Here is a 23,289-nt window from a genome sequence, read left to right as displayed (position 1 = left end):
CTAGTCTGCACCGCGTAATTTCTACTTGCTGGGGCCGGAACATTGTCATCCAGAGAGCATAATTTGCCGAACCCCAGCGCCGAGGAGATCTCCATCGTCGATCTCATTCCTGCCTTGCGGGCTTTTGCGCGAACCTTCTGTCGCGTGCCTGACGATGCCGACGATCTTGTGCAGGAAACATTGTCCAAGGGGCTCGCCAACCTGGACAAATTCGAGCCCGGCACGCGCCTGAAGTCCTGGCTCTTCACCATCATGCGAAACACGCACTACACGCGTGTCAAGGCGGCGGCCAGGGAGGCGCCCGGGCTGCTCGACTGCGCCTCCAGCCGGCCGATTTCGGAACCGTCCCAGGATTGGTCCGTGCAAAGCAGGGAAGTGCATCAAGCCATCCAGAAGCTGCCGTCCCATCAGCGTGAGGTCTTGATGCTGATCGGCGTACTGGGCGTAAGCTACGAAGAAACCGCGCAAATATGCGGTTGCGCTGTCGGCACCGTCAAAAGCCGCCTCAACCGCGCCCGCGCCGGCGTTCTGGAATTCCTCGGAGAAAGCTCGCCGCAAGCGCTGATCGAGCCACGCCGTCAACTTTCGGACAATCATTGGGATACGGAGGGCGCAAGGCGCTAAGCCCGGCCAAATCCTACCGGCGCTGGGCTGCTGTCATGACTTTGGCCTCTCTCATCAACGAAGCCCAATTCAGGCCGAGCAGAGAAACAAGTTCGAGCGCCTGCGCTTCGGTGATGCCCGTCTGTGCGACCAGCCGCCGAATGAGTTCGTCCACTTCCGGAGTTCTGCCAGCCATCGGGATGGTCCCCAATCGGCTACAACGATTAACTTATGTTAAGGTTCCACCGGTCACGCGACAGCGGGCGATATCGATGACTTGCCGTCTCCAAGGAATGCCGCATCCTTGCTGGTGACATCTTCAGCCGCGCTCACCGGTCATGTCGCCTTTGCGCTTTTCGATCAGAGCGTTCTGCAGTTCGAGTGCAAGCCTTGTCAGCCGGTCAGGGACCTCCTCCCGCTCGATAGCGTTCAGCAGCGATGCGATCTCCTGGTCCAAGCTCTGGATAACCTGGGCGCAAAGGTCGCGCTGACTCCTGTGAGACATGGCATTCTCTTAACAAACAGAGGCCCCTTCAAATCTCACAGAGGCATAGCCGACCGGCCTATGCAAGGCGCTTGCCGCAGGCTGTAGGGTTTCCGGTCCGTTGTCCCCGGATTTTGCGGCAAGAGGTGATCTGGAAACATCAGCTCAATCCTTGGGAAGGCGGTTCGCAGCGTGATCCTGATACTGATCGGATTTGATCCGGTTGCCGTCCTGACCGCGTTGCTCGGTGTGCTGCTTCTTGTCCCGGTTGGACAGCACGTCGTTCTCGCCGACCACGTCCTTTGCAAGCGTCGTCTTGGCTCCGGTTCCGGAACCCTTGCCCTGGCTGCCGCGGCCCATCTGCTTCTTACCGCCGGATGCCATCTGCTTCTCCATGTTCTGCTGGCGTGGAACTGTTCGGTGACCGAACTGCCGCCGGTGCGTTATGTTCCGCCGTCACGACGGACAAGAAAGACCATGCCGTCCCAACTGCCGAACGGCATTTCGCCGTCGACCACGAGGTCCATGCCGCATGCATGAGAAAGACGGCTGATGTCGCCGGAATCGATGCCCGGCGATGTCCGATAGGAATAGTTGAGGATCGCTGCCATTCCTCCCCGCCGCAGCACGCGCGCGATCTCGATGAAATGCCGCTCGGCAACCCCGGCGAGCACCAGGTAAGGAAAACTGTCCAGGGCCAGCACGCCGTCAAAGCTTGCATCGGCGAAATCGCCGAGATCAAGGCCTGAGGTCAGGCGAAATTCGACATTGGCAAGGCCAGCGCATCGCCAGCGCGCGATTTCGATCATCCGCGACGAGATATCGATGCCGATGACATGTCCTGCGTGGGTGCCGAGCGCATATCCGAGACGCCCGATGCCGCAGCCGATGTCCAGTATGTGCTTATGGGCACCAAGGAAATCCTGCTGTTCCAGCCATGAGACAATCTCGGCGGTCGTGGTCGACAGCCTGTGCTCGTCGCCAAGCGAGGACAACTGGACGCTGGCCGCGGGAGATATGGCGGCCGCCCGATCGAAGCTGCCGGCGAGCCGTTTGACGGTCATGGCGGTCGGTTCGCTATCCGGCCGGTCATGCGACACGCAGGCAGCCGCTCTGCGGACCTTGTCGAAGGCGTCCGCCTTGCCACGAAGCATCGTGGCGACCTCCTCCAGCCAGCATCGCCGGGGAGCATGGCTTGGACGCATGTCCAGCGCGATATCCGCCAATTGCGCCGCGCTGGTCGTCTTGTCGGTATAAACGGCCAATCTGGCCAGCGCGTTGTCGACGGAAAGGCCGTCTGTCATGCAATCCCCGATCAGGCGCCTGGCAATCGCGCCGGGTTGGCTCGCGACGTTCACGGCGACGCGCTCCTGGTCCAGACCTTCTGCGCAGTCCAGCGGTCCTTCGCGCCCCAGCCATATTTGTAGCCTTCCCTGCCGCGTAGGAAATCGAACTCCAGCGCGCCCTCGCTGGCGGCTCCGGTGATGGCATGCCCGATCAGAATCGCGCCGGGGCTTTCGTCGGCATAGGCCGGATCGAAACCGCCAAGATAGGCATAGGCCCGGTCGCGGTGATGAAAACCGTAATAGGCGCCGACGACGGCACCGTCGATCTGGATCGTCAAGCATCGCGCCAGGCCGTTATCGGCAAGCCGCGGCAGGGCCCTGCGATGAAATTCCACAGCCGTGTCGGACAGCACGCCACCGCCATGGCCGGTCCAGCGCGCGCCATGCAGTCGAATGAGCCTGTCGAGAAATGTCTGCGGATCGGATTCGCCGCGGCTGACAATGACGGCTCCTCTTTGCCGGGCAGCTCTCTCGGCGCGACGCAACTGACGCCTTCGTCTCGCCGGAACCGAGCGGGCCAGAGTCCGATCGCCGTCGAGCAACAGCACGGGACAGGCCGCGTGCGCCATAAATCGGCGCTCTTCGGCATTCGGCAGCTCAAGGCTCAGCGATATGGCGTCGGCCGAGAGATCGGGCAGGATCCACTGCGACCATTCCAGCGACAGCGCCGCTTCGGCTATGGCGGCTTCGGTCTCCGCCTCCAGTTCCGGCGCGCACAAAATGTCGAGATAGTCGCTCAGCGAAATCCCGATGGGGAGCAGGCGCTGACCGCCATCATGCCTTTCGATATAGAGCGGCGCCAGTCCGGCGAGTTCGTCTCCGCTCCACACGGCAATTGCCGTGAGATCGCCCGGCGCGAATGTACGCCACCAGGGGATGAGCCAGGCAGGAGACTGGAACGGCGTGGCCGAGATGCTTCGCCCCCAGAGCTGCCACCAGCACGGCTCGAGGTCCTCGAACGTCCCGGGATCGCGAATGATCTCGGTGCGCAGACCGCCCATCAGGCGGTCCCCAGCAAGGCGCGGCGGGTGCCAAGCTTCGCCAGCACTTCGTAAGCATCCATGTAGGATGTGACCATGCGCTCAAGCGAGAAGCGGCGGCGCGCCTCGGCCCGGCAGGTCTCATGGTCCAACGCTCCAGAATGGACGATGGCCTTAGCCATCTCCTCGACGTCATTGACCAGAAATCCGGTTGTGCCATGCTGGACGACGTCGGGAAGGGCGCCATTCGGGAAAGCGACGACCGGCGTGCCGCAGGCAAGCGCCTCCATCGCGACAAGCGAGCTGGTTTCGGCGGCAAGGCTGGGAATGACCAGGCAGCGGGCGGCGTTGAGCAGCCGCCGTTTGGCGCGAAAGCCCAGCGGCCCGAGAAAACGCCGCTGCCGATCGAGACGAGGACGGACCTCGTCGGCGAAATAGCGCAAATGGGTCTCATAGGGATAGACCTGGCCGGCGATCGCCAGGGGAACGCCGGCGCGCCTGGCTGCCTCGATTGCGAGATGGACGCCCTTTTCGGGACAGATGCGGCTGAGCACCAAAGCGAAATTGCGCCGCAACCGGGGCTCGTTCAGCGCATTGATATCGACGCCGTTTGGAATAGGCTTCGCAAATCTCGACCCTGCCGCCGCCGTCCTGTGCTGCGCCTCTGAGACCGCGTGCAGCCACAGGTCCTCGCGCGACGGCGCAAGCACTTCGGAGGGATACCAGCCCAGCGGCAGGTGCAACGTCACCAGGGTTGGGCCGTCGGTGGGCAGATAGGCGTCGAAGTCGATGCCGTGGAGGTGAACGACGTCGATAGGCCAGCGCGCCCGGGCGGCCGCGATCGCGTCGCGATGCGCCTGCTGGGCCCGGTCCTTCGCCGCCTTGTCGAGCACGCCTGCTTCGGCCGGTGTTTCCACTAGGACGCCGGCCGTCTTTGACCCATGGCAGGCAACGACAACCGACCGGTGGCCCTTCTCAACCAGCGCCCGGTCCAGCGCCGACAGCACCTGCTCGGCGCCGCCGACCGCATCCGGTCCGACAGGCGCGAGGGGGTAGGCGACGTTGAGGACAGTCAGTGTCATCGCCGATCGAGCCGGAATTCACCATGCCGCCGACACGCGCCGCGTTCGTGTCATGTCGTCGCTGATCGCAGGAGCGTAGCGGCGGATCATCGCCGCGCAGAATTCGGCGAATTCCTCGGGCACCTGCGGCGGACTTGTGTGGTGGGGCTGGAGACCGCGATGCTCAGGCGTGAAGCAGAAGGTCACCGTGACGTTGAAGTCGGCGAGCGCTTCCATCTGGCGATCGAACCAGTCCAGCGCATTCGGCCGGAAGCTGTCCGCCCAGGACAGGCCAGTGCGCAGGTGCGTCACGCCCAGTCGGTGCATCCAGGCAACGGCATCATCCAGCCGATGGTCCTCGAAATGGAACCACTGTACCAGACCCATTTGCGGGGTGTGGCGCACGAACTCCTCGAGCGCCGGCTTGGGCGTGCCGTCCTCGCGCAGCAGGCCCATGTAGAAGTGCCTGTAATAGGACGAGCCTTCCGCCTCGCGATGGCGCGTCGTCGCCTCCCACGAGCGCGGCAGGTCATAGAGGCTGTACCACTGCACCCGCGGCGCGATGCCAAGCAGCAGCTCGGCCGTGCGGCGCAGGCCCCAGAGCTGGATCTCCTCGGCGCCGAAGGTCGACACGCCGACTTCGCTGACCCAGATCGGCAGATCGGTGATGGCGGCGATCTCGCCGAGCTTCTGCGGCCATTCGTTGATTTGCCAGAGGTTCCAGTCAAGCGGGAAGCCATGCACCGCGACGGCGTCGACATGGTCGAGCACGCCGAAATCCTTCATGCGCGTCATGAAGCCGGCATCGATCGGCGAAATACCGCCCAGCACCTTTGTGACGGCCGGATTCTCCCGGTCGATCGCATCGGCCGCCAGAGTTGCCATCGAGGCAAAACGGCTCCAGTCCGGATCGAGCTCGGGATCCCAATGCGATTTGTTGTTGGGCTCGTTCCAGATCATCGCGGCTTCAATCATCGGCCTCTCCTTTCGCGGGATAGACGGCGGCGCCGTCGGCCGGATTGCCCGCCGCACGGCAGAAATAGACCTCGTCCTCAGGGTGCAGCACGATTTCGAAGCCGGCGCTGCGCAGCATCGCTTCGGTGCAGGCACGGTTTGGAATCCACCAGTTAGTCGGGTCGTCCGCATAGCGATGCTCGATGAAGTGCAGTTTGGGAAATTCAGGTTGATCGAAGAGGTCGCGTGTCCAGAAATGGTAGTTCTGTTCGAGCGGCAGGACTTCCCCGCTGCCCCTCTGCATCGACTGGAAGATCATCAGGTCGCCTGCGACATGCGCGCGGATCAGGTCGAGCGCCAGCAGCGGATGGCGCAGGTGGTAGAGCACACCCATGAACAGCACGATGTCGAAGCGCTCGCCAAGCGCCCCGACGTCGTAGACGGACATTTCCCGGAATTCGATATCGCAGTCGGCGATCTCGGCGGCGAAGCGCGCCTGGGCGAGGTAGGCCTGGTCGAAATCGATGCCGAGCACGCGATCGGCGCCACGCTTCTTCATCTCGATCGAATAGAAGCCGGCGTTGCAGCCGATGTCGAGCACGGACATGCCCGAAAGGTCGGTCGGAATGGCATCCGCGAATTTGCGCCATTTGATCAGCGGATAATTGCCGAGGAAATGATCCGGCGCGGTTTCCACGCCCGCAAGCTCCATATTGTGGAACCACGGTCCCAGTGCGTCGATGCGGCGGCGTATTTCCGTGCTGGAATGCAGCATGGCTAAGCTCCTTCGCCTGGAAGAGTTGGCGCCGTTGAGAGATCTTGCGATGCGAACATCGGCGGGGTCTCCTCTTCAGCGACATCGTTGCTTTCGAGCAGCCTGAGCGCCGTGCGATATCCATCGAAAGTGCCGACGTCGACATAGGCCGTTCCGGCCTTGACGCCGTAGGCCTCGCCTCCGGCTGCGAGATAGGCGTTGACCAGCGTGCCGAAATACTCGTCGAAGCCGTCGCGCTGGCGCCACAGTGCCGCGAGCTGGTGGAAGATACGGCCAGGCATCTTGAAGGCGCCCCAGACCCAGTTTGTTGCGGCATCAGCTTGCTTGACCTGGATTTGCTCGACACGTCCGCTCTGATCCAGGACGACGGCGTCGAAGAGTTCCGGGCGATCGACCGGAAACATCAGAAAGGACAGCCGGTCGTCGGCCAGGCGGCAGAAGCCGTCCTCGGGGAACCAGATCGTGTCCGGCAGGCCGATCAGGACCGTTTCTTCCGGCGTGACCAGCGGCTCGGCACGGAAGATCGCATCGCACAGTCCGATCGGGGAGGGCTGCGCGACGAAGATTGCTGCGGCGGTGTCATAGCCCGCGGCATAATATTCGAGAATGTCCGACTTGCCGGAACCGATGATGAAGCAGATGCGGTCGACGCCGTTTCGGACCATCCGCCGCACCAGATATTCGCTCACCGCGCAGGGGCGCTCGGTCTGCCCGTCCAGCCGGCTGCCGACCGGCAGCAGCTCCTTGGAAAAGCCCAGCGGCTGAATGCGGCTGCCGCGGCCCGCGGCAGGCACGATCCCCAACATCAGATGGCTTCCTCCATTGCTCCATTTGCCATGGACGCGGCGGCGTTCAAGATGCGATCGAGTTCGGCGGCGCGGTGCGCGGACGTGTGCTCGTCGAGGACGCGTTCACGGGCGCGGCGGCCAAGCGCCTCGATGTCGTTGTCCGACAGGCCAAGCGCGGCGACGACATCGCCGGTGGTGTGTGCCAACAGAATCTCGCTGCCGGGCGTGAAGAAGCTGTCGAGGCCGGCCCAATCGTCGGAGATGATCGCGGCGCCGCAGGCGGCTGCCTCGAACAGCCGGCCTGACGGGCACCAGCCCTTGCGCGCCATCGCCTCGCGGGTGACGTTCAGCGTCAGGCGCGAGGAGGAAAAGAAGGCGGGGTGATCCGCGGGCGGCAGGTGCCTGACGAAGAAGATATTGCCGCTCCATGGAAAGTCCGCTGGATATTGTGCACCGCCTATGATGAAGCGGCGGTTCGGCAGTTGGGCCGCTGGAGCTACGAGCAGTCTTTCCACGGCCGCCTGCCGGTCCTCGGCATAGGTTCCGAGATAGGAGAGATCGCCGGCGAACTCGGACCGTGGCCGGGCCGGCTGGTGCCGGTTGGGGTCGACATGTCCGTATAGCGGCAGAACATGGCGCACGCCGAGAATACGCTTCAGCGCATCGATCGCCGGTCCTCCGGTATAGCTCAGGATCAGGTCGAAATCGCGCAGGCCATCCGGCTCGAAATAGGCCGGATAGTCACCTTGCTCGATTCTCGCCAGCGTTACCGGTGTATCGAGATCGTAGAACACCTTCAGCCCGCGGCAGCTCTCGTTGGCGAGCCGCGAGGCCCTTACGGCGTCCGGACAATAAGAGGTGACTATGACCACGTCGGCCTGCCGTATCGCGGCCTCGGCCTCATGGCGGATACTCTCCCAGTCCGGGTAGAGAATGATGTTGCAAGCATCGAGCCGGTCGAGGTCCCTGGCACCGGCGTAATAGGGCGTGTCGCGCTCGAAGAAGCTGATCGACCAGCCAAATGGGGCCAGAGCGCCTATCAGCCCACGCCAGAGCGTGGCATGGCCGTTGCCCCATGAGGACGTGACGGTGAGACCGAATATGACCATGCGCATAGCCAGCCGCTCCGTCAGGGGAGTTCGTTGAGGCGAATGAGCTTGGAACCCCAGTCGCCATGAACGACTGTGGTGACCGAGGCCGGCGCGATATCGAAGCGGAAGCAGTCGCCGAGCTGCAGGCCGAGGATCGCGCAGACGGCCGCCTTGATGACGTCGGCATGGCTGATAAGGGCGATGCACTGACCCTGCCCATTCTCGCGCAACGCGTCCATCAGGCCGACGATCCTGTGTTGGACATCCAGCATCGTCTCGCCGCTCGGCGTGCGGGCGCTCTGGCGCTGGTCGTTCCAAAGGCGCCAGCTTGCGTCGCCGTTCAACTCCTCGAAGGTCTTGCCGGACCATTCGCCGAAGTCGATCTCGTCGAGTTCCTTGCAGATCGCGATCTTCTCGACCTCGCAGGCGATCGCAATCGGCTTTGCGGTCTCCAGCGCGCGCTCGCGCGGGCTGCTGAAAATTGCGGCGAGCGGCTCACGTGCCATGCGGCGCGCGAGCTGCAGCGCCTGGGCCTGGCCGGCTTCGTCGAGGCGAACGCCTTCGAGCCGGCCGGCCAAATAGCAGCCGACATGATCATGTGCCGCGTGGCGGATGAGAAAGAAAGTCGTGGTCATTCGGCGGCATCGAGCAACGGCTCGTCCCCGCCGGCGATGAAGGCCAATGTGCGCAGCCGCGCCTCGGCGTCGGTGAACTGCTGGGGCGGCGACTTCATGAAGTAGCTGCTGGGGCCTGTGAGCGCGCCGGCAATGCCACGGTCGAGGGCCAGCTTTGCGCAGCGGACGGCGTCTATGACAACGCCCGCGGAATTGGGCGAATCCCAGACCTCAAGCTTGAGCTCGGCATTGAGCGGAACGCCGCCGAAAGTGGTACCTTCGACCCGTATATAGGCCCATTTGCGGTCAGTCAGCCACGGGACATGATCACTGGGGCCGACATGGATGTTGCCGGCCTCGAGCGGGACGTCGATCTGGCTGGTGACGGATTGCGTCTTGGAAATCTTTTTCGATACCAACCGCTCGCGCTCAAGCATGTTGAGGAAGTCGGTGTTGCCGCCGAAGTTGAGCTGATAGGTGCGATCGATGCGCACGCCGCGCTCGCGGAAGAGATTGGCGAGCAGCCGGTGCACGATGGTTGCGCCGACTTGGCTTTTGATATCGTCGCCGACGAGGGGAAGACCGCGCTCCTCGAAGCGCTGGCGCCATTCCGGCCGCGAGGCGATGAAGACAGGAATGCAATTGACGAAGGCGCAGCCGGCCTCAAGCGCGCATTCGGCATAGAAGTGCGTCGCCTGTTCGGAGCCGACCGGAAGATAGGATATCAGCACCTCTACCCCGCTTCGCCGGAGCCGGGCGGTTACGTTTGCCACCGGTTCCTCCGACTCTTCGATCTCGTCTCGGAGATATTTGCCGATGCCGTCGAGTGTTGGGCCGCGCTCCACACGAACGCCGGTCGGCGCGACATCAGCAAAACGGAAGGTGTTGTTGGGCGCGGTGTAGATCGCTTCCGCCACATCGCGCCCAACCTTGTTTTTCGCGACATCGAAGGCGCAGACGACCTCAATGTCGTCGACATGATAGCCGCCGAGGTCGGCATGCATCAGCCCGGGGATCGGCTCGTTGCCGTTGGCGTGGCGATAGTAGGAGAGACCTTGCACAAGAGATGACGCGCAATTGCCCACGCCAACGATGCCGATACGAACTTTCTTCGATGTCACGAAACCGCTGCCTCTTTGCTGGAGGTAAGTTCCTCGCGCCGAACCGGGAGCGACCTCGAATGTTCCTTCGCGCCGCGAAAAATTGCTGAGCCGGACCTCGGATCAAAGAGGCGCCGCTTCGCGTTGGCGGCCAGACAGGGGGATAGGAGCCGCATGATCGTCTTCGGCGACCACAAGCGAACGCGCAGCGCACAACAGCTCAGGGAAGCTGCCTTGGCCGCAGCGGCAGCAATCGGCGATTTGCCCGCCGGTATCGAACGTCACGCCGCCGTGGTCGATCTTTTCGTCAGCGCCTCCGAACTTGTGCAAGGCCTTGCCGATGCGGAATTCGACACCAGGGGTGCCGATTGCAATTCGTCGACACAGAAGCTGGGGTCGGAAATTCTCGTCGAGTTGTCGGAGGAAGTGCTGCGATCCTGGCAACAAGGATTTGTCCGGAGCGGAGTGCTCGACCCGTTGCTGCTTGCGAAGCTTGCCACCATCGATTGTAGCGGCGAAATAGTTACCGGCCCGGCCGAAGGCTACGCGCTTTATGCGCTATATCCGGAAACCTATCTGGTTGCGGCGCTGCAGTCGGGCCTCGACGCAAACACCTGCGTCATCGGGATCCGCGGCATCGGTCTCGGCCTCGCGGCGATGGTCGCCGCCGCGTTGCATGCGCCGCCTCCTGTCAGTGTGCGGCCGATCGGTCACCCGTTTAGCCGCCACATATGCGCCGCGCCCGAACTCCTCGGCGGCTGGCGCGACGGACCTCATGCCAAATTTGCCATCGTTGATGAAGGTCCGGGCCTCTCCGGCAGTTCCTTTCATGCTGTCGTTGCCTGGCTGCGCCGGCATGGCATCGATCAGGAGCGCATTCATCTGTTCCCGAGCCACCGCGGCGGGCCGGGCGTGCAAGCTTCGGCAGACATGCAGGCCATTTGGAGCCACTGCTCGCGCCATGTCGCGGATTTCGAAGCAGCCTTCGATGGATGCGTCGCGCCGAACCTTCGCCACTGGGTGGCGAACCTGCTCGGCAAGGCCGATGTCGAACTCAGCGAGATTTCCGGCGGCGAGTGGCGCAAGCATATTTCCACGCCGCGGGAGCATTGGCCTCCGGTGTTTGCCGGCTTTGAGCGGCGAAAATTCATGGCACGGGCGGGCACGGAGCGTTGGTTGGTAAAGTTCGCCGGTCTCGGCGGGACCGGGCAGCACAAGCTGAACACGGCGAGGTCGGTGCACAGGGCCGGTTTTGGAACGCAGCCTGCCGGACTCTGCCACGGCTTCCTGATCGAGCGTTGGACAGAGGCGGACAGGCTGGATCGGACAGAGCTGGCCAGGGACCTGCTGGTCGAATGGCTTGGACGCTATCTCGGCTGGCGCGCCGCCGAGTTGCCGACCGAAGAGGCCGGCGCGTCGCTGGATGGGCTTGCGGACATGGCCGTGCAAAACTGCAGGGAAGCCTTGGGGGAAGGGCCGGCCGAAGCATTAAAGGGTTGGTTCGCCCGCCACGCCTCGCATCCCTTCCTGCGCAGGATCGAGATCGACGGACGCCTGCACCCGTGGGAATTTCTGGTTCGGCCGGACGGAACCCTGCTCAAGACGGACGCCGTCGACCATTGCCGCTCGCATGAGATTGTCGGCTGTCAGGACATAGCCTGGGACATTGCAGGCGCGACAGTGGAATATCAGCTTTCCGACGCCGAGCTTTCGCGGCTCATCCAAGGCATCGAGGCAGAAATGTCGCGCGCCGTCGACCATTCCTTGGTGGACTACATGGAGCCCTGCTATCTCGCCTTCCAGCTTGGGCTATGGACGATGGCAGGTCAGTCGACACACGGCGATGAGCGGGTAAGGGCCACGCGCGCCGCCGACCGCTACGAAGCCGGGCTTTCGCGTTTTATCGAGCGCGCGAGGACCTGATCAGTCCAGCCTGCGCAGCATGTCCGCTTCCTGCTCCAGAATTGTGGCCACTTCCTCGCGCTGCAGATGTGTCATCATGAGGCTGACGCAACATTCGAGATAGGTGATGGAGGCTCGCCGCAGGAACGCGGCGGTTTCGGCGGCCGCCATCTGGTCGATGTCCTTGATTGGTCGCTTCGGCTGCACAGTTCTTCTCCATGACGGTTGTCATGTCCAACCGCAATCCCGGTCGGTTGTTCCGCTGCGGTGAAGGAAGCCACCGCCTCAGAGCTGAAGGTTTCGAACTTTTCCGGCCTCAGTCCTGTTAACCGGAGCGATCGGCTCAATCGCGAGGTCGTCGAGGCTGGAGAAAAAGGCGATGGTTTGCAGCAGGCCTTGCCTGAGAGGCACCTTGGGCGACCAGCCGAGAAGCGCCCTTGCGCGGCCTATGTCGGGCCGCCGGCGGCGCGGGTCGTCCTGCGGCAAGGGCAGGAATTTCACGGGCGATTTGGTGCCGGTCAGTTCCCGAACCAGCCTTGCCAGTTCGAGGATCGAAAACTCGCCGGGATTGCCCAGATTGACCGGCTGTCGCGGATTGGGATCCACATCCATAAGGCGTCGCAATCCTCCGATCATGTCGCTGACATAGCAGAATGAGCGGGTTTGCCGGCCGTCGCCGAATATCGTCAGCGGCCGTTTCTCGATCGCTTGCATGACCAGGTTGGACACGATGCGGCCGTCGGCCGGGTCCATTCTGGGACCATAGGTGTTGAAGATGCGGGCGATGCGAATATCGGCCATCTCGGCCCGCAGATAATCGAAGCAGAGCGTCTCCGCGGTGCGCTTGCCTTCATCATAACAGGCGCGCGGTCCTGTGCAGTTGACGTGGCCGACATAGTCCTCGCGCTGTGGATGCTGTTCCGGATCGCCGTAGACTTCGCTGGTCGACGCCTGCAGGAAGCGGGCGCCGTTGCTTGCGGCGAGCTCGAGCAGATTGAGCGTTCCGATCACACAGGTGCGTGTGGTGTGGACCGGATCGGCCTGGTAGCGGGGCGGCGATGCCGCGCAGGCCAGGTTGAAGATGCGGTCGACAGTCTCGCCGAGTTCCAGCGGGACGCAAACGTCCTGCTCGATCAGCCGGAACCGGGCTTGGCCGATCAGCGAGCTGACATTCTCCATTCGGCCGGTAAGAAAGTTGTCGACGCATATGACGCGATACCCTTCGTGAAGCAAGGCCTCGCATAAATGCGAACCGAGGAAACCGGCACCGCCGGCGACAAGCGCCGTCTGTGTCTGCTGAACCCTTCTTGATCGCCGCATCTGCAAAGTCTCCTGTCTGCTATTCATGCTGCACTTTCCACGTTCAGATCGATCGCCGCGCGGGCATGGACAGACTGGGTCAAAGCCAGAACGAATTCACGCGCCCGAGCGCCGCCGGTGTGGCTTGCAAGCACCGCCTCGCGTGCCGAACGGGCCATATCGAGTCTGGCCCGCTCCGATTTGGCTGTGAGGATTTCCTGCACGTCGGCGGCACTGGCTGCGGTCTCGATCGTCGATTCCGGGAAGAAGCTATCGAGACCGGGCCAGCGGTCGCTGATGATCGGTGTGCCGCAGGCAGCGGCCTCGAAGAGCCGCACGCTGGGCGACCATCCTGCCGCGATCATCGACGCGCGCGTAAGGTTCAGCGTGTAACGCTGGCGGCTATAGAACGCGGCGTGTTCGGCGGGCGGCAGGTGCTCGATCCGCTCGACATTGTCCGGCCAGGCGATATCGCACGGATATTGCGAGCCGGCGACGACGAAGCGGCGCTCCGGCAGGCGCCGCGCCGGCTCCAGCAGCAGCGTTTCGAGGGCGAGCTGCCGGTCGGCACTGTATGTTCCAAGATAGCCGAGATCCCATTCGATCGCGTCTCTGGTGCGATGGTGTCGCTTTGGATCGACCGAGCAGTAGAGCGGCTCCGTTCGGCGGGCGCCGAACTCCGATCTGAGGCGCTGCAACGTCGGTCCGCCGGTGAAAGAGAAGTAGACGTCGAAATAGGGGATCTGCCTGCGGGCAAGGTAATCGCAATCGTCCTCGGCAACCCGCGCCAGCGTCACTGGCGTGTCGATGTCGTAAAAGCAGAACTGTCCAGTGCATAGCGAAGCGAGGTCGTCGATGATGGTCCTGCCTTCCGGCACGAACGAGCCTATCACCACCGCGTCGGCCCGCTGCAACTCCTGCCGGTGATTGCGGGGCAGCTCGGAGACTGTCTGGTAGTAGCGCAAGTCGCAGAAATCGGGGTCGCGCAGGTCCCGCTGATGCGCGTACCAGGGCACGTCGCGTTCGAGGAAGCTGACGCGATGGCCGAGGTCGTTGAGCGCGCGCAGCAGTCCCCGGAAAGTCGTAGCGTGGCCGTTGCCCCAGGATGAGGATAACGAAAGTCCGAGGAAAACGATGTCGAGCGGTTTCGTCATTCCGCGGCCTCCATTGCCCGGCGCTCGAAATGCGCCTTGAAGATGTCGTCCACCAGCCGGGCTCTCAGCGTGTAGGTATGCTCGGCCAGAACGCGCCGCAGCGATGCGGCGCCGATCGCCTTCGCCCGTTTCGGGGTCAGCGTGCGCACGATCTCGGCGACGTCGGCACCGTCCCGCGCGACCAGGATCTCTTCGCCTGGGGTCAGGAACAATTCGACGCCGAGCCAAGCATCGGTGATCAGGCATGCGCCCGCGCCCGCCGCTTCGAAGACGCGTGTCGCGGGCGAAAACCCGTTGGCCGCCATGCTGTCGCGGCTGATGTTGAGCACCGCCTTCGGCGTCACGTTGAAGGCGTTGTGATCGCGCGTACCGACATGGCCGAGCCACGAGACGTTCGCCGGCAAGGGCTTGTCGCCCCAGCCGGATCCACCGAGCAGGAAGCGTTGGCTGCCAAGCACACGGGCCGGATCGAGGAAGAAGGCGTCGACGCGCGCCTCGCGGTCGGGCAGCCGATTGCCGAGGAAAGCCAGGTCGCAGGCAAAGCGCGGATTCGCGGCGACCGGATGATGTGTCTCGGGATCGAGCGCGTTGTAGATCGGCACGCATTCCGCGGCGCCGAGCGCGCGATAGTCCCAAACCACGGGATCGCCGCCGCCATAGGTCAGCACAAGGCCGATCCTCTTCAACGCCTCATGCAGCGGATGTTCGGCATGATTGCGCAGCTCGCTCAGGGTCGCCGGCGCGTCGACGTCCCAGAACACGGTCAGCGCATCCGGGCGAGCGTTGTCGAGAACCGCATGCAGCAGCGCCTCGTCCTCGAAACCGACGCCACTTGCCTTGACCACGACGTCTGCCTGCGCGGCGCGCGAGGCGACCTGCATCAGCGCATGCGCTGTCGGCTCGTAGACGACGACGCTGCACCAGTCCGGCACCTCGATATCGCGATGCTTCTGGCGATCGTAGACATCGGGCTCATAGAAGACGATGTCATAGCCGCGCTTCGACAACGCCTTGAGCAAGCCCCGATAATAGGTGGCCGCGCCGTTCCAGTAGGACGACAGAAGGCTCGATCCGTAAAAGGCGATCTTCATGCAACGGCCTCCCTTGCAGGTTTGAATTCAGCGACCTCGCGATTGCCGCATGCAGCGAGGATGTCGAACAACTCGTCGACGCGGTGCCGGCATGTGTGGCGCGCAAGGATGGTTTCCCGGCCGGACGCGGCCAGCGCCTCCGCACGCTGGCTGTCGTTCAGCACGTCGCGAAGGTGACCCCGCATCTCGGCGCCGTTCCGGGCGAACAGGAAATCGGTGCCGGCACGGAACAGTCCTTCGACATCCGACCATGGCGCCGAGACCAGCGGAATGCCGCAGGCCATCGCCTCGAACATGCGTATGGTCGGAATGCCGGGCAGGCTCTCCCGATAAGGCCGGCGGGGGATGTGCATGGTGACGCGATGCCGGGCGAAGCTCTTCGGCACGTCGGCATTGGCAATCCAGCCATCATAGCGCAGCCCTGCCTCGGCAAGCGCGGCTCGGGCATCGGTCGGATAGCGCACGCCGTGCACGGTTCCCGACAGCGCGAGAGCGCTCGCCGGCTCGATCAGGAACTCGGCGATCTCGGCGCTGCGTTCGTCGTCGCCCCAATTGCCGATCCAGACGAGGTCGCAGACGGGCTCGACATCCGGGCACGGCTTGAACAGTTGGTCGTCCGCCGCCTCATGCCAGGTGAAGACCCGTTTGCCCCAGCCGGCGCGAAGATAGCTCTCGCGCAGCACCTCGCCGAAGACCAGCACCCCGTCATAGTGCTCGAGCTGAAGTGCCGCTATCGCCTGCGTCGCCGATACGGCGCGGTGATGGGTGTCGTGGAACAGGAGCGTGAAATTGCCATAGGCTCGCGCCTGTCCGATGCGCGCGACAAGATCCTTGTCCGTCCATTCGTGGACGATCACGACATCCGCACCGGCGAGCCAGGCTTCGTGTGCGAAGCCGGCGCCATAGGTCAGCGCCATCAGCTCCGGGAAATCCTTGCGGAAGCGCTCGACAGCGAAAGGGCCTTGCTCGGCGAGCAGATTCGATCGGCTCCACCCGTCGGCGGGTTCCAGCGCGACCGCCTCATGTCCGCGCGCGACGAGCTCGCGCATGATGCCGCGCTGGAAATGCGCATTGCCGTGATTCCAGTCCGAAACGGCGGAGTGAGTGTAGAACAGGAAGCGCATGGTCAAAGCCCTGCCATGGCCGTCGCCGCCCGATCGTAGACCTCTCGCATCCGCGCCGTCTGGGCGCTGAGCGAGAATTTGCGCGCCCTTCGGGCGGCGCGCTGACCGAAATGGCGCCGCAAGCTTTCGTCACGCGAGAGCCTGGCGATGCAGCCGGCAAGCGCGTGGGGATCGCGCGCGTCGAAGAACGTCGCTGCTCCGTCCCAGACCTCGCGGTAGGTCGCGATGTCCGCCAATACCAAGGGGGTGCCCGCAGAAGCTGCCTCCAGGGCGGCCAGCCCGAAAGGCTCGTAGATGGACGGCGAGACAAACATGCTGGCCCGCGCCATCAATTGCCGAACCTCGCAATGGCTGATCGAGCCGAGCGAGATGCAATTGTCGAAGAACAGGCGCTGCCCGTCCGGACCTTCCGTTTCGCCTGCGGCGAAAACGGGAGGGCCACACAAGGCAGCCGCTGCATCGAGGGCCAACCCGTTTTTACCCTCATCCCACCAGCGCGCGGCAGCGACAACGAAGGACTCACGATGCGCGCCTGTCGGGCCGGGGAGCGCGCCATTGTGGACGACGCTCAAGCCCGCGATCGGGCCGTAGCAGGCCCCGAGCATGGCGGCATGGCTTCGGCTCGGCGCGACAATGGCGTCGGCGCGGTCGAATCCGGCCCGGTTGCGCTCTCGTTGCCAAGCCCAATCGCCCTCGGGCATTTGCGCCCGCACTGCATGCAGCCATGTGACCACGCAGGAATGCGATACCGCGACGATCGGACAAGTCAGTTCGAGACCGGCCGCCTGCGCCGGCGCATTGAGGTGTATGAGATTGATTGCATAGTCCGACGCAAGCTCCTGCAATTCGCCAGGCAACCGGTCGAGATCTTTCGTGTCGCGCGTCATCCAGTCCGGCGGGCATTTCAGCCAAACCAGCGTGGCGAAGGACCGCGCCTCCCGGGCCTGTTCGGGGGAAGGTTCGGGTCCCAGCCCGGCAAGCACGATGCTGTCGCCGCTGGCCGCCAGCTCTCGCGCCAGATCGAGCGAATAGCGCCAGACTCCGCCGACGGCGTCGGTCGTCATCAGAATGCGCCGCGGACCATGGGTCAGTGATTGCAGCATGAGGACTCCAACTCAGCCAGCGCATGCGGACGCTGGTCCTGGATGTCGCTGAAGGATCGGAAGGAGGCGAGGTAGTGCTCATGCGCTCGCTCCCAGGCAGTATCGTCGGGTTCGCCCCAGAGTTCGCGGTAGCTGGGCGAGCTCGGATAGGGATAGAGCGGCACGGGCTCGTTCGCCCAAACGCCGCGATCGATGAGGTGCTTGCGCCAATAGTCCACCAGTGCCGGGTCGTCCTCGACCACGCCGATCAGATTGGCCTGAACGAAAGGCACATGGCGACGGGCATCGACCAAAAGCGCAGCCAGATCCTCCGTGCCGAGCCGGCAGCGCTTGGCGAGCATCGCACGGCCCTCGACGGTCAGGCTTTCCAGGCCGGCTTCGATCGAGACGCAGCCGGCCTCGCCGAGCAGCTTGAGCAGGTCCGGCTTCCACAGGTCGATGCGGGTCTGGACACCGAACTGGATATCGCGGTCGACCAGCGCTTCCAGCAACGCCTTCTGCGGCAGGAAGATTTCGTCAATGAAATAGATGTAGCCGACCCCTTGAGCGATCAAACCGTCGATCTCGGCTATGACGGCATCGTGCTTCCTGCGCCGATACGCATCGCGGAAATCGATCTTGGCGCAGAAGCTGCAATTATAGGGGCAGCCGCGCGACGCTTCCACCTCGGCGCCGGCGCCCTTCTGGTGGGCATCGAACCTGTGGTGGTGGTGGCCATGCGCGGCGATCCAGTCGGACGGCCAGGCGAGCGCAGGATGATCGACGAACGGGCTGGCATGCACCCCGCCATTGCACACCGGAAAGTCGTTTTGGAGCCTGGCCGTATGCGCAACCTTGCTCCAGTCGCTCTGCCGTGCAAGCTCCGTCACGACCTCCTCGCATTCACCGCGCACGACGACATCGACGCCGAGCTTGCGCAGGGTCGGCGCCGGCGTCGCCGAGCCATGCGGTCCGACCGCCACCGTGCGTCCGCCGCGCCCGGCGAGATGATTGAGGAATTCCGCCGGCACGCGCAGCTCGGGCGGTGCGCAGCGCCAGAACAGATAGGTCGGCGCGGTTGTCACGACGGTCATGTCCGGTGCGAAAGCCGCAACGCTTTCCGCAAGGGCGGCGTTGTCCAGCCCTTGCAGCAAGCCGTCCAGCATCAGCACGTCGTGCCCTTCGGCTTCCAGCATCGCCTTCGAGTAGCCGAGCTCCAGCGGCAGATGCGGCTGGCGGCAGCCGAAATAGATGCTGTGCTCGTATGTCCAATGAGGATTGACCAGGGCTACCTTCATGCGACGTACCTCGTGGCTTCGGGGTGCGGTTGGAGCCGATGCCGCAGCAGCCAGCTGGCGAGATCGCAGACGCCTTCGCGCCATGGGACACGCGCCTGCCAGCCGATCGCTGCTTGCAGCTTGCGCGTGTCGGCGACGAAGAAGGGTTGGTCGCCAACGCGCTCGCGGTCGTGGCAAAGCGCGACATCGCTGCCCGTCATGTCGGCGATCTCCGCCAGCAGCACGCGCAGGCTGACCGCATTGCTCGGGCCGCCGCCCAGGTTGAATGCCTGGCCCTTGAGGTCCTGAATCCTGGCCAACACGCCGCGATAGGCGGCTACGGCATCGGACACATGCAGGATGTCGCGCACCTGCCTGCCGTCGCCGTAGATGGTAATCGGCCGGCCGGACAAGACGCTGAGAAGAAAATGCGCGACCCAGCCCTGGTCCTCGGTGCCGAACTGGCGCGGCCCGTAGATGCAGCTCATGCGCAGCACCGCTGTCGGCAGTCCGTAGGATTTGGAATAGTCGAGCACATACTGATCGGCCGCGCCCTTCGAGCAGCCATAGGGCGTGCAGAAATCAAGGCCTATCTTCTCATCGACCCCGCTCGCACGCACCTTCTCGTCGAGCGGCTCGTAGTGATCGTCGGCTTGCCGCACCGCGATCTGGGGCAGGCTGCCATAGACCTTGTTGGTGCTGGCGAAGACTACCGGGGCGCCGGTGCTGCGAGCGGTCTCCAGCACGTTGAACGTGCCTTTGAGGTTGATGTCGAAATCCTGCGCGGGATCGGTCAGGCTGGTCGTCACGGCGGTCTGGGCGGCGAGGTGAAAGATCGCCTTTGCCGGCGCCAGCGCCGCTGCCAGTGCGCCGGCATCGCGTATGTCGACGATTTTGGCGCTCAGCCGGTCGCCATGCTTTTGCGCCAGCCAGTCGAGATTCTGCTCGACGCCTGGGCGACCGAGATTGTCGACGACCAGCACGGCCTCGCCATCGGATAGCAGGCTGTCGGCCAGGTTGGAGCCGATGAAGCCGCTGCCGCCAATGATGGCTATCGGTGCCTTGCGCGAATGGCGGTGGCCCTGGGTCATGAGACCAATCCCCGCTCTTCCAGCTCGCGCCGCATGTCGGCGCCGCGGTCGATAACGACGCTGTTGCGGACCCATGCCGCGAATTCGCCGAGCGAATCTTCCAGTCGATGCTTCGGCTCAAAGCCGAGCAATTCGCGCGCCTTGGCAATGTCGGCGAAGCAGTTGCGTATATCGCCGGAGCGCGCCTTGCCGAGAATTTCGGCGGGGCGCTTCGGAACGCCCATGGCCTTGGCAAGCAGCCGGGCCACCTCGCTGATCGAATAGGCGCGGCCGCTGCCGATGTTGATGGCGTGGCCGGCTGCCTGGCGTTGCTCCAGCGCCAGGCGGAACGCGGTGGCGACATCGCGCACATGGACGAAATCGCGCTTCTGCTCGCCGTCCTCGAAGATTGTCGGCTGTTTGCCATTGGCGAGGCGTGAAGCGAAATTGGCGAGGACCCCGGTATAGGGATTGGAAAGCGCCTGCCCGACGCCGAACACGTTGAACAGGCGCAGTGCAACGGCATCGACGCCGTAGGCCTGGCCGAAGATCAGCACCGCGCGTTCCTGCGCATATTTGGTCAGCGCGTAGATCGAGGCGAGATCGGGCCGCTTCTCCTCGTCTGTCGGAAGAGGCGACAGTGTTTGGCCGGTCGCCGATACCAAATCCCAGCGGCCCTCCCTTATATCGGCAGGCTTTCGGCGCGCATTGTCGATCCGCTCGCCGTCCGGAGTCTGATAGAGGCCTTCGCCATAGATGCTCATGGAGGACGCCACGACGATCCGCTCGACCGGACGCTTGATCAACGCCTCTAGCAGCACCGCGGTGCCGAGATCGTTCGCGCCGACATAGCGGGCGATCTCGTACATGGACTGGCCGACGCCTACCTCGGCCGCCAGATGGATGACGGCACCGACGTCGGAAACGGCTTCGGCGACAGCGTCGGGGTCGCGCACGTCGCCCTTGATCAGTTCGGCCCCCGCAGGGAGGTTGATGGCTTCGGCGCCGTGCACCTGATCGACAAGCGCATCGAGCAGGCGCACCTGATAGCCATGGTCGGTGAGTTCCTGGGCGACGTGGCGGCCGATGAAGCCGCAACCTCCCGTAACCAATACACGTTTCACGATGACTCCCTTGCGGACTTTGCTTCGGCGCCCCGAACTGCGCGGCAAAAGGTTTGTTCCCTGCTTCAACAAAGTTCCCGTCGCAGGCGGTGCCGCAGCTTCGACAGGGAGCCGTTCCACCATCTGGAACATTGCCTGTTGGCTGCCGTTAGGACCGCTCATCGGCCCCCGCTGCAGAAAGGAAAAGTCCATGTCCGAGGCCAAGACGACCACCAACCACGACGAAATCCGCAAGTGGGTAGAAGAACGGAATGGCCAGCCGGCTGTCGTTCGCACGAAAGGCAAGGGCGGCATTCTGCGCATCGATTTCGGCGAGCCCGAAGACACGCTCGAGCCGATCGAATGGGACGAATTCTTCCGCATCTTCGACGAGAACGATCTCGCCTTCCTGCATCAGGATGAAGCCGGCAGCGGTGGAACGAGCCGCTTCAACAAATTCGTCGAGCGCAGCCAGAAAGGTTGAGAGGCCGAAAACCTGGCGTCATGGCGCCGTGGGGAGGCGGCCCTGCGGCGCGCGGCAGGGGTCAGGCTGTAGCCATCCCCGGCGCAGGGTTTTCGCGAATGGCGTCGGCAGAGGGAACCGCGTAGGCGCTCCGGCTGTTGGATCAGCAAGGAGCAATGACCATGGGACTCTTTTCCGACCTGAACAAGAAGCTGACCGAAAACCTGTACGCCCATGGCAGTTATCTGAGCGATCCGAGCGCCGACCTGCCGCGGCGGGTGGAGGAGACGGTCGACCTTCTGATGCCCTTCGTGCGGCCGGAGGCCCGCGAAACGGTGAAGCTGCAGATCCTCGGTATCATCCACGAGCATATCTATGACGAGGACTGACTGCGGCGACCGCTCGATCCGCCGGAGACGCTAGCCGAGGAACGCTTTCAGCCATTATCCCGAACGCCGGGATCTGCCTTGCTTTTCGGCGTCGCGGAGCAGCCGCACGATGGCGTCCACCGGAGACGGGTCCATGGTCGGCTGCGCTTTCCAGCGCCATAGATGACGAAACAAACTTCTCAAGCGCGGCATCGCAATTACCTCCTTGCGCTATCAAACCTGGAGCGGGGGACGATGTTCCTTTCATACCTGGCGGAAGATCGCGGCGAGCAGAAAAACAACCGCGGCCAGGACGACCAGCGCCACGATCACCAGCACCGGGCCGTTCCTGCGCGGCTGCAGGCCGGGTGCGTTCTCTGGCGGCCGCATCGCGTTGGCAAAGCTTGCCTGGTTGGTGAAGCTCGGTTCGCGCAGCTCTGCCGGCTTGGCGGAAGTCGGGATATCGCCGGCCTCGGCATCCGTCTCCTGCGGCGCCGCCGCAGGGTCGAACCCAGGGGTCTTGTCCTGCGTCCTGCCGGCCTGGATTTCGCCGCGGGCTTCGGCGGGCGTGCGTTGGTTGGGTGACATTCGGGCGCCTCCTTTGTTTCCAAACCTGCTTCCGGCCCCGCTGTTCCAACCGCGCCACTAAGACGGATATCGATCAGGGCGCTGCCTTCGAGTTCATCGCGAGCGTTGCGGGATGCCAGGCGCGGCTATCCAAGTCGATTGTTGAACTCGAGCGGAACTTTCGGGAGCAGGGGAGCTTTGTATCCTCGATACGGAGACGAAGCTCGGCGGGAGGGCTGGGCGGTTCGGGTTCGCGACGGCGACGTAATCTTGTCGGTCGTTTTCGATGAGGCAAGGCAGGAAAAGTCCGTCGCCGCATTGTGATGAGGCAAGTCTGTGAAGGATCGGACGATAAAGACCTTTATGCCCCTGCACGCGATTGCCGCCGCACGGGGCGATGGGCTGAGGCCGGAATTTCTTCGCCTGTTCGAGGCCCGCGCGGCCTTGTCAAACCTCGACGTGATCCAACTCAGCCGGGGCGAGGACGCAGGCTTGGACCAAGCCGGCCCGAATCCCATCGGCAGCCGCGCAGCCGTTTCCGGGCGAAATGTCGTGCGCTTCCCGGGCCGGCGGAGTACAACAAGCCGTTTGCCAGGGGGACGTAAGCGTGCCAGAGGAGATCGTCATGCAAGCGCCCCTGGCACTGATCATTGAAGACGAATATCTGATCGCTTGCGATGTGGCGGATGGCTTAAAAGCGCTCGGCTTCGAGGTGGCCTGCGTGGCCTCGGAACGGGCAGCCGCGACCTGGCTGGACGACAACCAGCCCGATCTGGCCATCATCGACATCCAATTGCTCGACGGCCAACGGGGGGCCGCCGCCGCTCGCCTCAAGGAAGCGGGTGTGCCTTTCGTCGTCCATTCGGGCTACGATCCGGCCTTCCAGTCGCCTGTCTTCCACGGCGCGCCTTTTCTGCCGAAGCCTGCGCCGATCCGGCATCTGGTCGAACTTGCGAGCCGGTTGGTAGGCGATCGCACCATGTCGTAGGTGAG

The 23,289-nt window shown here is 63.8% G+C and carries 28 protein-coding genes; 5 read left to right on the top strand and 23 right to left on the bottom strand.

Features of this window, described 5'->3' with window-relative positions; all coding sequences use genetic code 11:
- Positions 1-63 precede the first annotated feature (63 nt).
- Positions 64-624 (top strand): sigma-70 family RNA polymerase sigma factor, encoded by a 561-nt coding sequence (locus tag FJ419_RS18925; RefSeq protein ID WP_140542295.1) that lies wholly within the window; start codon positions 64-66, stop codon positions 622-624.
- Between the two features lie 13 nt (positions 625-637).
- Here the strand turns inward: FJ419_RS18925 and FJ419_RS30830 are convergent, their stop codons facing one another.
- The 13 genes from FJ419_RS30830 to FJ419_RS31205 form a co-directional block, all read right to left on the bottom strand.
- Positions 638-799 carry a hypothetical protein gene (locus tag FJ419_RS30830; RefSeq protein WP_181165011.1) on the bottom strand — a complete coding sequence of 54 codons (162 nt, stop codon included), beginning with the start codon at positions 797-799 and terminating at the stop codon, positions 638-640.
- A 123-nt stretch (positions 800-922) separates the two neighbouring features.
- Entirely contained in the window at positions 923-1,060 is a 138-nt protein-coding gene (locus tag FJ419_RS18920) for a hypothetical protein (RefSeq protein WP_224544246.1), read from the bottom strand.
- 192 nt (positions 1,061-1,252) lie between these two features.
- Positions 1,253-1,471: a hypothetical protein gene (locus FJ419_RS18915; RefSeq protein WP_140542293.1), complete on the bottom strand. Its 219-nt coding sequence runs from the start codon at positions 1,469-1,471 to the stop codon at positions 1,253-1,255.
- Between the two features lie 59 nt (positions 1,472-1,530).
- The gene (locus tag FJ419_RS18910; RefSeq protein ID WP_246679249.1) at positions 1,531-2,445 is read right to left on the bottom strand and encodes a class I SAM-dependent methyltransferase; all 915 of its coding nucleotides are present in this window, start codon (positions 2,443-2,445) and stop codon (positions 1,531-1,533) included.
- The gene (locus FJ419_RS18905; protein WP_140696648.1) at positions 2,442-3,434 is read right to left on the bottom strand and encodes a GNAT family N-acetyltransferase; all 993 of its coding nucleotides are present in this window, start codon (positions 3,432-3,434) and stop codon (positions 2,442-2,444) included. Before FJ419_RS18905 ends, FJ419_RS18910 begins: the two co-directional genes overlap by 4 nt.
- The gene (locus FJ419_RS18900; RefSeq protein ID WP_140696645.1) at positions 3,434-4,495 is read right to left on the bottom strand and encodes a glycosyltransferase family 4 protein; all 1,062 of its coding nucleotides are present in this window, start codon (positions 4,493-4,495) and stop codon (positions 3,434-3,436) included. Before FJ419_RS18900 ends, FJ419_RS18905 begins: the two co-directional genes overlap by 1 nt.
- Positions 4,496-4,513: 18 nt before the next feature.
- Positions 4,514-5,449, bottom strand: a complete 936-nt coding sequence (locus FJ419_RS18895; protein ID WP_140696642.1) for a beta-xylosidase — start codon at positions 5,447-5,449, stop codon at positions 4,514-4,516.
- Positions 5,442-6,203, bottom strand: a complete 762-nt coding sequence (locus tag FJ419_RS18890; RefSeq protein WP_140696639.1) for a TIGR04290 family methyltransferase — start codon at positions 6,201-6,203, stop codon at positions 5,442-5,444. Before FJ419_RS18890 ends, FJ419_RS18895 begins: the two co-directional genes overlap by 8 nt.
- Positions 6,204-6,205: 2 nt before the next feature.
- Positions 6,206-7,009 (bottom strand): nucleotidyltransferase family protein, encoded by an 804-nt coding sequence (locus tag FJ419_RS18885; RefSeq protein WP_140696636.1) that lies wholly within the window; start codon positions 7,007-7,009, stop codon positions 6,206-6,208.
- The gene (locus FJ419_RS18880; protein ID WP_140696633.1) at positions 7,009-8,106 is read right to left on the bottom strand and encodes a glycosyltransferase; all 1,098 of its coding nucleotides are present in this window, start codon (positions 8,104-8,106) and stop codon (positions 7,009-7,011) included. The genes FJ419_RS18885 and FJ419_RS18880 overlap by 1 nt, the downstream gene beginning before the upstream one ends.
- A gap of 14 nt (positions 8,107-8,120) precedes the next feature.
- Positions 8,121-8,717 carry a histidine phosphatase family protein gene (locus FJ419_RS18875; RefSeq protein WP_140635089.1) on the bottom strand — a complete coding sequence of 199 codons (597 nt, stop codon included), beginning with the start codon at positions 8,715-8,717 and terminating at the stop codon, positions 8,121-8,123.
- Positions 8,714-9,817: an inositol-3-phosphate synthase gene (locus FJ419_RS18870; RefSeq protein WP_140696630.1), complete on the bottom strand. Its 1,104-nt coding sequence runs from the start codon at positions 9,815-9,817 to the stop codon at positions 8,714-8,716. Before FJ419_RS18870 ends, FJ419_RS18875 begins: the two co-directional genes overlap by 4 nt.
- A 102-nt stretch (positions 9,818-9,919) precedes the next feature.
- The gene (locus tag FJ419_RS31205; protein WP_246679248.1) at positions 9,920-10,243 is read right to left on the bottom strand and encodes a hypothetical protein; all 324 of its coding nucleotides are present in this window, start codon (positions 10,241-10,243) and stop codon (positions 9,920-9,922) included.
- A 210-nt stretch (positions 10,244-10,453) separates the two neighbouring features.
- Here FJ419_RS31205 and FJ419_RS18865 point away from each other — a divergent pair, with 210 nt between their 5' ends.
- Positions 10,454-11,719, top strand: coding sequence for a hypothetical protein (locus FJ419_RS18865; protein WP_246679247.1), 1,266 nt, complete (start codon positions 10,454-10,456; stop codon positions 11,717-11,719).
- On the opposite strand, the gene FJ419_RS18860 is transcribed toward FJ419_RS18865, so the two are convergent.
- From FJ419_RS18860 to FJ419_RS18820, 9 genes are all read right to left on the bottom strand, one after another.
- Complete coding sequence (locus tag FJ419_RS18860; protein WP_224544254.1) at positions 11,720-11,869, bottom strand: hypothetical protein; 150 nt, start codon at positions 11,867-11,869, stop codon at positions 11,720-11,722.
- 114 nt (positions 11,870-11,983) lie between these two features.
- Positions 11,984-13,018 (bottom strand): UDP-glucuronic acid decarboxylase family protein, encoded by a 1,035-nt coding sequence (locus FJ419_RS18855; protein ID WP_140696798.1) that lies wholly within the window; start codon positions 13,016-13,018, stop codon positions 11,984-11,986.
- Between the two features lie 23 nt (positions 13,019-13,041).
- Complete coding sequence (locus FJ419_RS18850; RefSeq protein WP_140696625.1) at positions 13,042-14,151, bottom strand: glycosyltransferase; 1,110 nt, start codon at positions 14,149-14,151, stop codon at positions 13,042-13,044.
- Positions 14,148-15,242 (bottom strand): glycosyltransferase, encoded by a 1,095-nt coding sequence (locus FJ419_RS18845; RefSeq protein ID WP_140696622.1) that lies wholly within the window; start codon positions 15,240-15,242, stop codon positions 14,148-14,150. Before FJ419_RS18845 ends, FJ419_RS18850 begins: the two co-directional genes overlap by 4 nt.
- Complete coding sequence (locus FJ419_RS18840; protein ID WP_140696619.1) at positions 15,239-16,366, bottom strand: glycosyltransferase; 1,128 nt, start codon at positions 16,364-16,366, stop codon at positions 15,239-15,241. Before FJ419_RS18840 ends, FJ419_RS18845 begins: the two co-directional genes overlap by 4 nt.
- 2 nt (positions 16,367-16,368) lie before the next feature.
- The gene (locus tag FJ419_RS18835; protein ID WP_140696616.1) at positions 16,369-17,469 is read right to left on the bottom strand and encodes a glycosyltransferase family 4 protein; all 1,101 of its coding nucleotides are present in this window, start codon (positions 17,467-17,469) and stop codon (positions 16,369-16,371) included.
- On the bottom strand, positions 17,454-18,746 hold the full coding sequence (locus FJ419_RS18830) for a TIGR04295 family B12-binding domain-containing radical SAM protein (protein WP_140696609.1): 1,293 nt from the start codon (positions 18,744-18,746) through the stop codon (positions 17,454-17,456). The genes FJ419_RS18835 and FJ419_RS18830 overlap by 16 nt, the downstream gene beginning before the upstream one ends.
- Positions 18,743-19,816 carry an NAD-dependent epimerase/dehydratase family protein gene (locus tag FJ419_RS18825; protein WP_140696604.1) on the bottom strand — a complete coding sequence of 358 codons (1,074 nt, stop codon included), beginning with the start codon at positions 19,814-19,816 and terminating at the stop codon, positions 18,743-18,745. Before FJ419_RS18825 ends, FJ419_RS18830 begins: the two co-directional genes overlap by 4 nt.
- A complete protein-coding gene (locus FJ419_RS18820) occupies positions 19,813-20,919 on the bottom strand; it encodes an SDR family NAD(P)-dependent oxidoreductase (RefSeq protein ID WP_140696601.1) in 1,107 nt (368 codons plus the stop codon). Before FJ419_RS18820 ends, FJ419_RS18825 begins: the two co-directional genes overlap by 4 nt.
- 190 nt (positions 20,920-21,109) lie before the next feature.
- Between FJ419_RS18820 and FJ419_RS18815 the strand changes: the two genes are divergently transcribed.
- Positions 21,110-21,382 carry a hypothetical protein gene (locus FJ419_RS18815; protein ID WP_140696597.1) on the top strand — a complete coding sequence of 91 codons (273 nt, stop codon included), beginning with the start codon at positions 21,110-21,112 and terminating at the stop codon, positions 21,380-21,382.
- Between the two features lie 161 nt (positions 21,383-21,543).
- Positions 21,544-21,750, top strand: a complete 207-nt coding sequence (locus FJ419_RS18810; protein WP_140542319.1) for a hypothetical protein — start codon at positions 21,544-21,546, stop codon at positions 21,748-21,750.
- 243 nt (positions 21,751-21,993) lie between these two features.
- Here FJ419_RS18810 and FJ419_RS18805 read toward each other — a convergent pair whose 3' ends face one another.
- The gene (locus FJ419_RS18805; protein WP_140696594.1) at positions 21,994-22,317 is read right to left on the bottom strand and encodes a hypothetical protein; all 324 of its coding nucleotides are present in this window, start codon (positions 22,315-22,317) and stop codon (positions 21,994-21,996) included.
- Positions 22,318-22,903: 586 nt separating this feature from the next.
- On the opposite strand from FJ419_RS18805, the gene FJ419_RS18800 reads away from it, so the two are divergent.
- Positions 22,904-23,284 (top strand): histidine kinase, encoded by a 381-nt coding sequence (locus FJ419_RS18800; protein ID WP_181170753.1) that lies wholly within the window; start codon positions 22,904-22,906, stop codon positions 23,282-23,284.
- Positions 23,285-23,289: the final 5 nt, after the last annotated feature.

This window comes from Mesorhizobium sp. B2-6-2 (genome assembly GCF_006440615.1).
Taxonomy (GTDB): Bacteria; Pseudomonadota; Alphaproteobacteria; order Rhizobiales; family Rhizobiaceae; genus Mesorhizobium.
The sequence above is the reverse complement of the archived record's forward strand: the minus strand, read 5'-3'. Positions and strand labels throughout refer to the sequence as shown.

Coding starts and splice junctions, on each gene's coding strand:
- FJ419_RS18840 (WP_140696619.1), bottom strand. CDS start 16,366: ATGCGCTTCCTGTTCTACACTCACTCCGCCGTTTCGGACTGGAATCAC.
- FJ419_RS18860 (WP_224544254.1), bottom strand. CDS start 11,869: ATGGCGGCCGCCGAAACCGCCGCGTTCCTGCGGCGAGCCTCCATCACC.
- FJ419_RS18810 (WP_140542319.1), top strand. CDS start 21,544: ATGGGACTCTTTTCCGACCTGAACAAGAAGCTGACCGAAAACCTGTAC.
- FJ419_RS18830 (WP_140696609.1), bottom strand. CDS start 18,746: ATGAAGGTAGCCCTGGTCAATCCTCATTGGACATACGAGCACAGCATC.
- FJ419_RS18825 (WP_140696604.1), bottom strand. CDS start 19,816: ATGACCCAGGGCCACCGCCATTCGCGCAAGGCACCGATAGCCATCATT.
- FJ419_RS18805 (WP_140696594.1), bottom strand. CDS start 22,317: ATGTCACCCAACCAACGCACGCCCGCCGAAGCCCGCGGCGAAATCCAG.
- FJ419_RS18835 (WP_140696616.1), bottom strand. CDS start 17,469: ATGCTGCAATCACTGACCCATGGTCCGCGGCGCATTCTGATGACGACC.
- FJ419_RS18890 (WP_140696639.1), bottom strand. CDS start 6,203: ATGCTGCATTCCAGCACGGAAATACGCCGCCGCATCGACGCACTGGGA.
- FJ419_RS18895 (WP_140696642.1), bottom strand. CDS start 5,449: ATGATTGAAGCCGCGATGATCTGGAACGAGCCCAACAACAAATCGCAT.
- FJ419_RS18915 (WP_140542293.1), bottom strand. CDS start 1,471: ATGGCATCCGGCGGTAAGAAGCAGATGGGCCGCGGCAGCCAGGGCAAG.
- FJ419_RS18885 (WP_140696636.1), bottom strand. CDS start 7,009: ATGTTGGGGATCGTGCCTGCCGCGGGCCGCGGCAGCCGCATTCAGCCG.
- FJ419_RS18900 (WP_140696645.1), bottom strand. CDS start 4,495: ATGACACTGACTGTCCTCAACGTCGCCTACCCCCTCGCGCCTGTCGGA.
- FJ419_RS30830 (WP_181165011.1), bottom strand. CDS start 799: ATGGCTGGCAGAACTCCGGAAGTGGACGAACTCATTCGGCGGCTGGTC.
- FJ419_RS18875 (WP_140635089.1), bottom strand. CDS start 8,717: ATGACCACGACTTTCTTTCTCATCCGCCACGCGGCACATGATCATGTC.
- FJ419_RS18815 (WP_140696597.1), top strand. CDS start 21,110: ATGTCCGAGGCCAAGACGACCACCAACCACGACGAAATCCGCAAGTGG.
- FJ419_RS18845 (WP_140696622.1), bottom strand. CDS start 15,242: ATGAAGATCGCCTTTTACGGATCGAGCCTTCTGTCGTCCTACTGGAAC.
- FJ419_RS18850 (WP_140696625.1), bottom strand. CDS start 14,151: ATGACGAAACCGCTCGACATCGTTTTCCTCGGACTTTCGTTATCCTCA.
- FJ419_RS18855 (WP_140696798.1), bottom strand. CDS start 13,018: ATGCGGCGATCAAGAAGGGTTCAGCAGACACAGACGGCGCTTGTCGCC.
- FJ419_RS18880 (WP_140696633.1), bottom strand. CDS start 8,106: ATGCGCATGGTCATATTCGGTCTCACCGTCACGTCCTCATGGGGCAAC.
- FJ419_RS18905 (WP_140696648.1), bottom strand. CDS start 3,434: ATGGGCGGTCTGCGCACCGAGATCATTCGCGATCCCGGGACGTTCGAG.
- FJ419_RS18865 (WP_246679247.1), top strand. CDS start 10,454: ATGGTCGCCGCCGCGTTGCATGCGCCGCCTCCTGTCAGTGTGCGGCCG.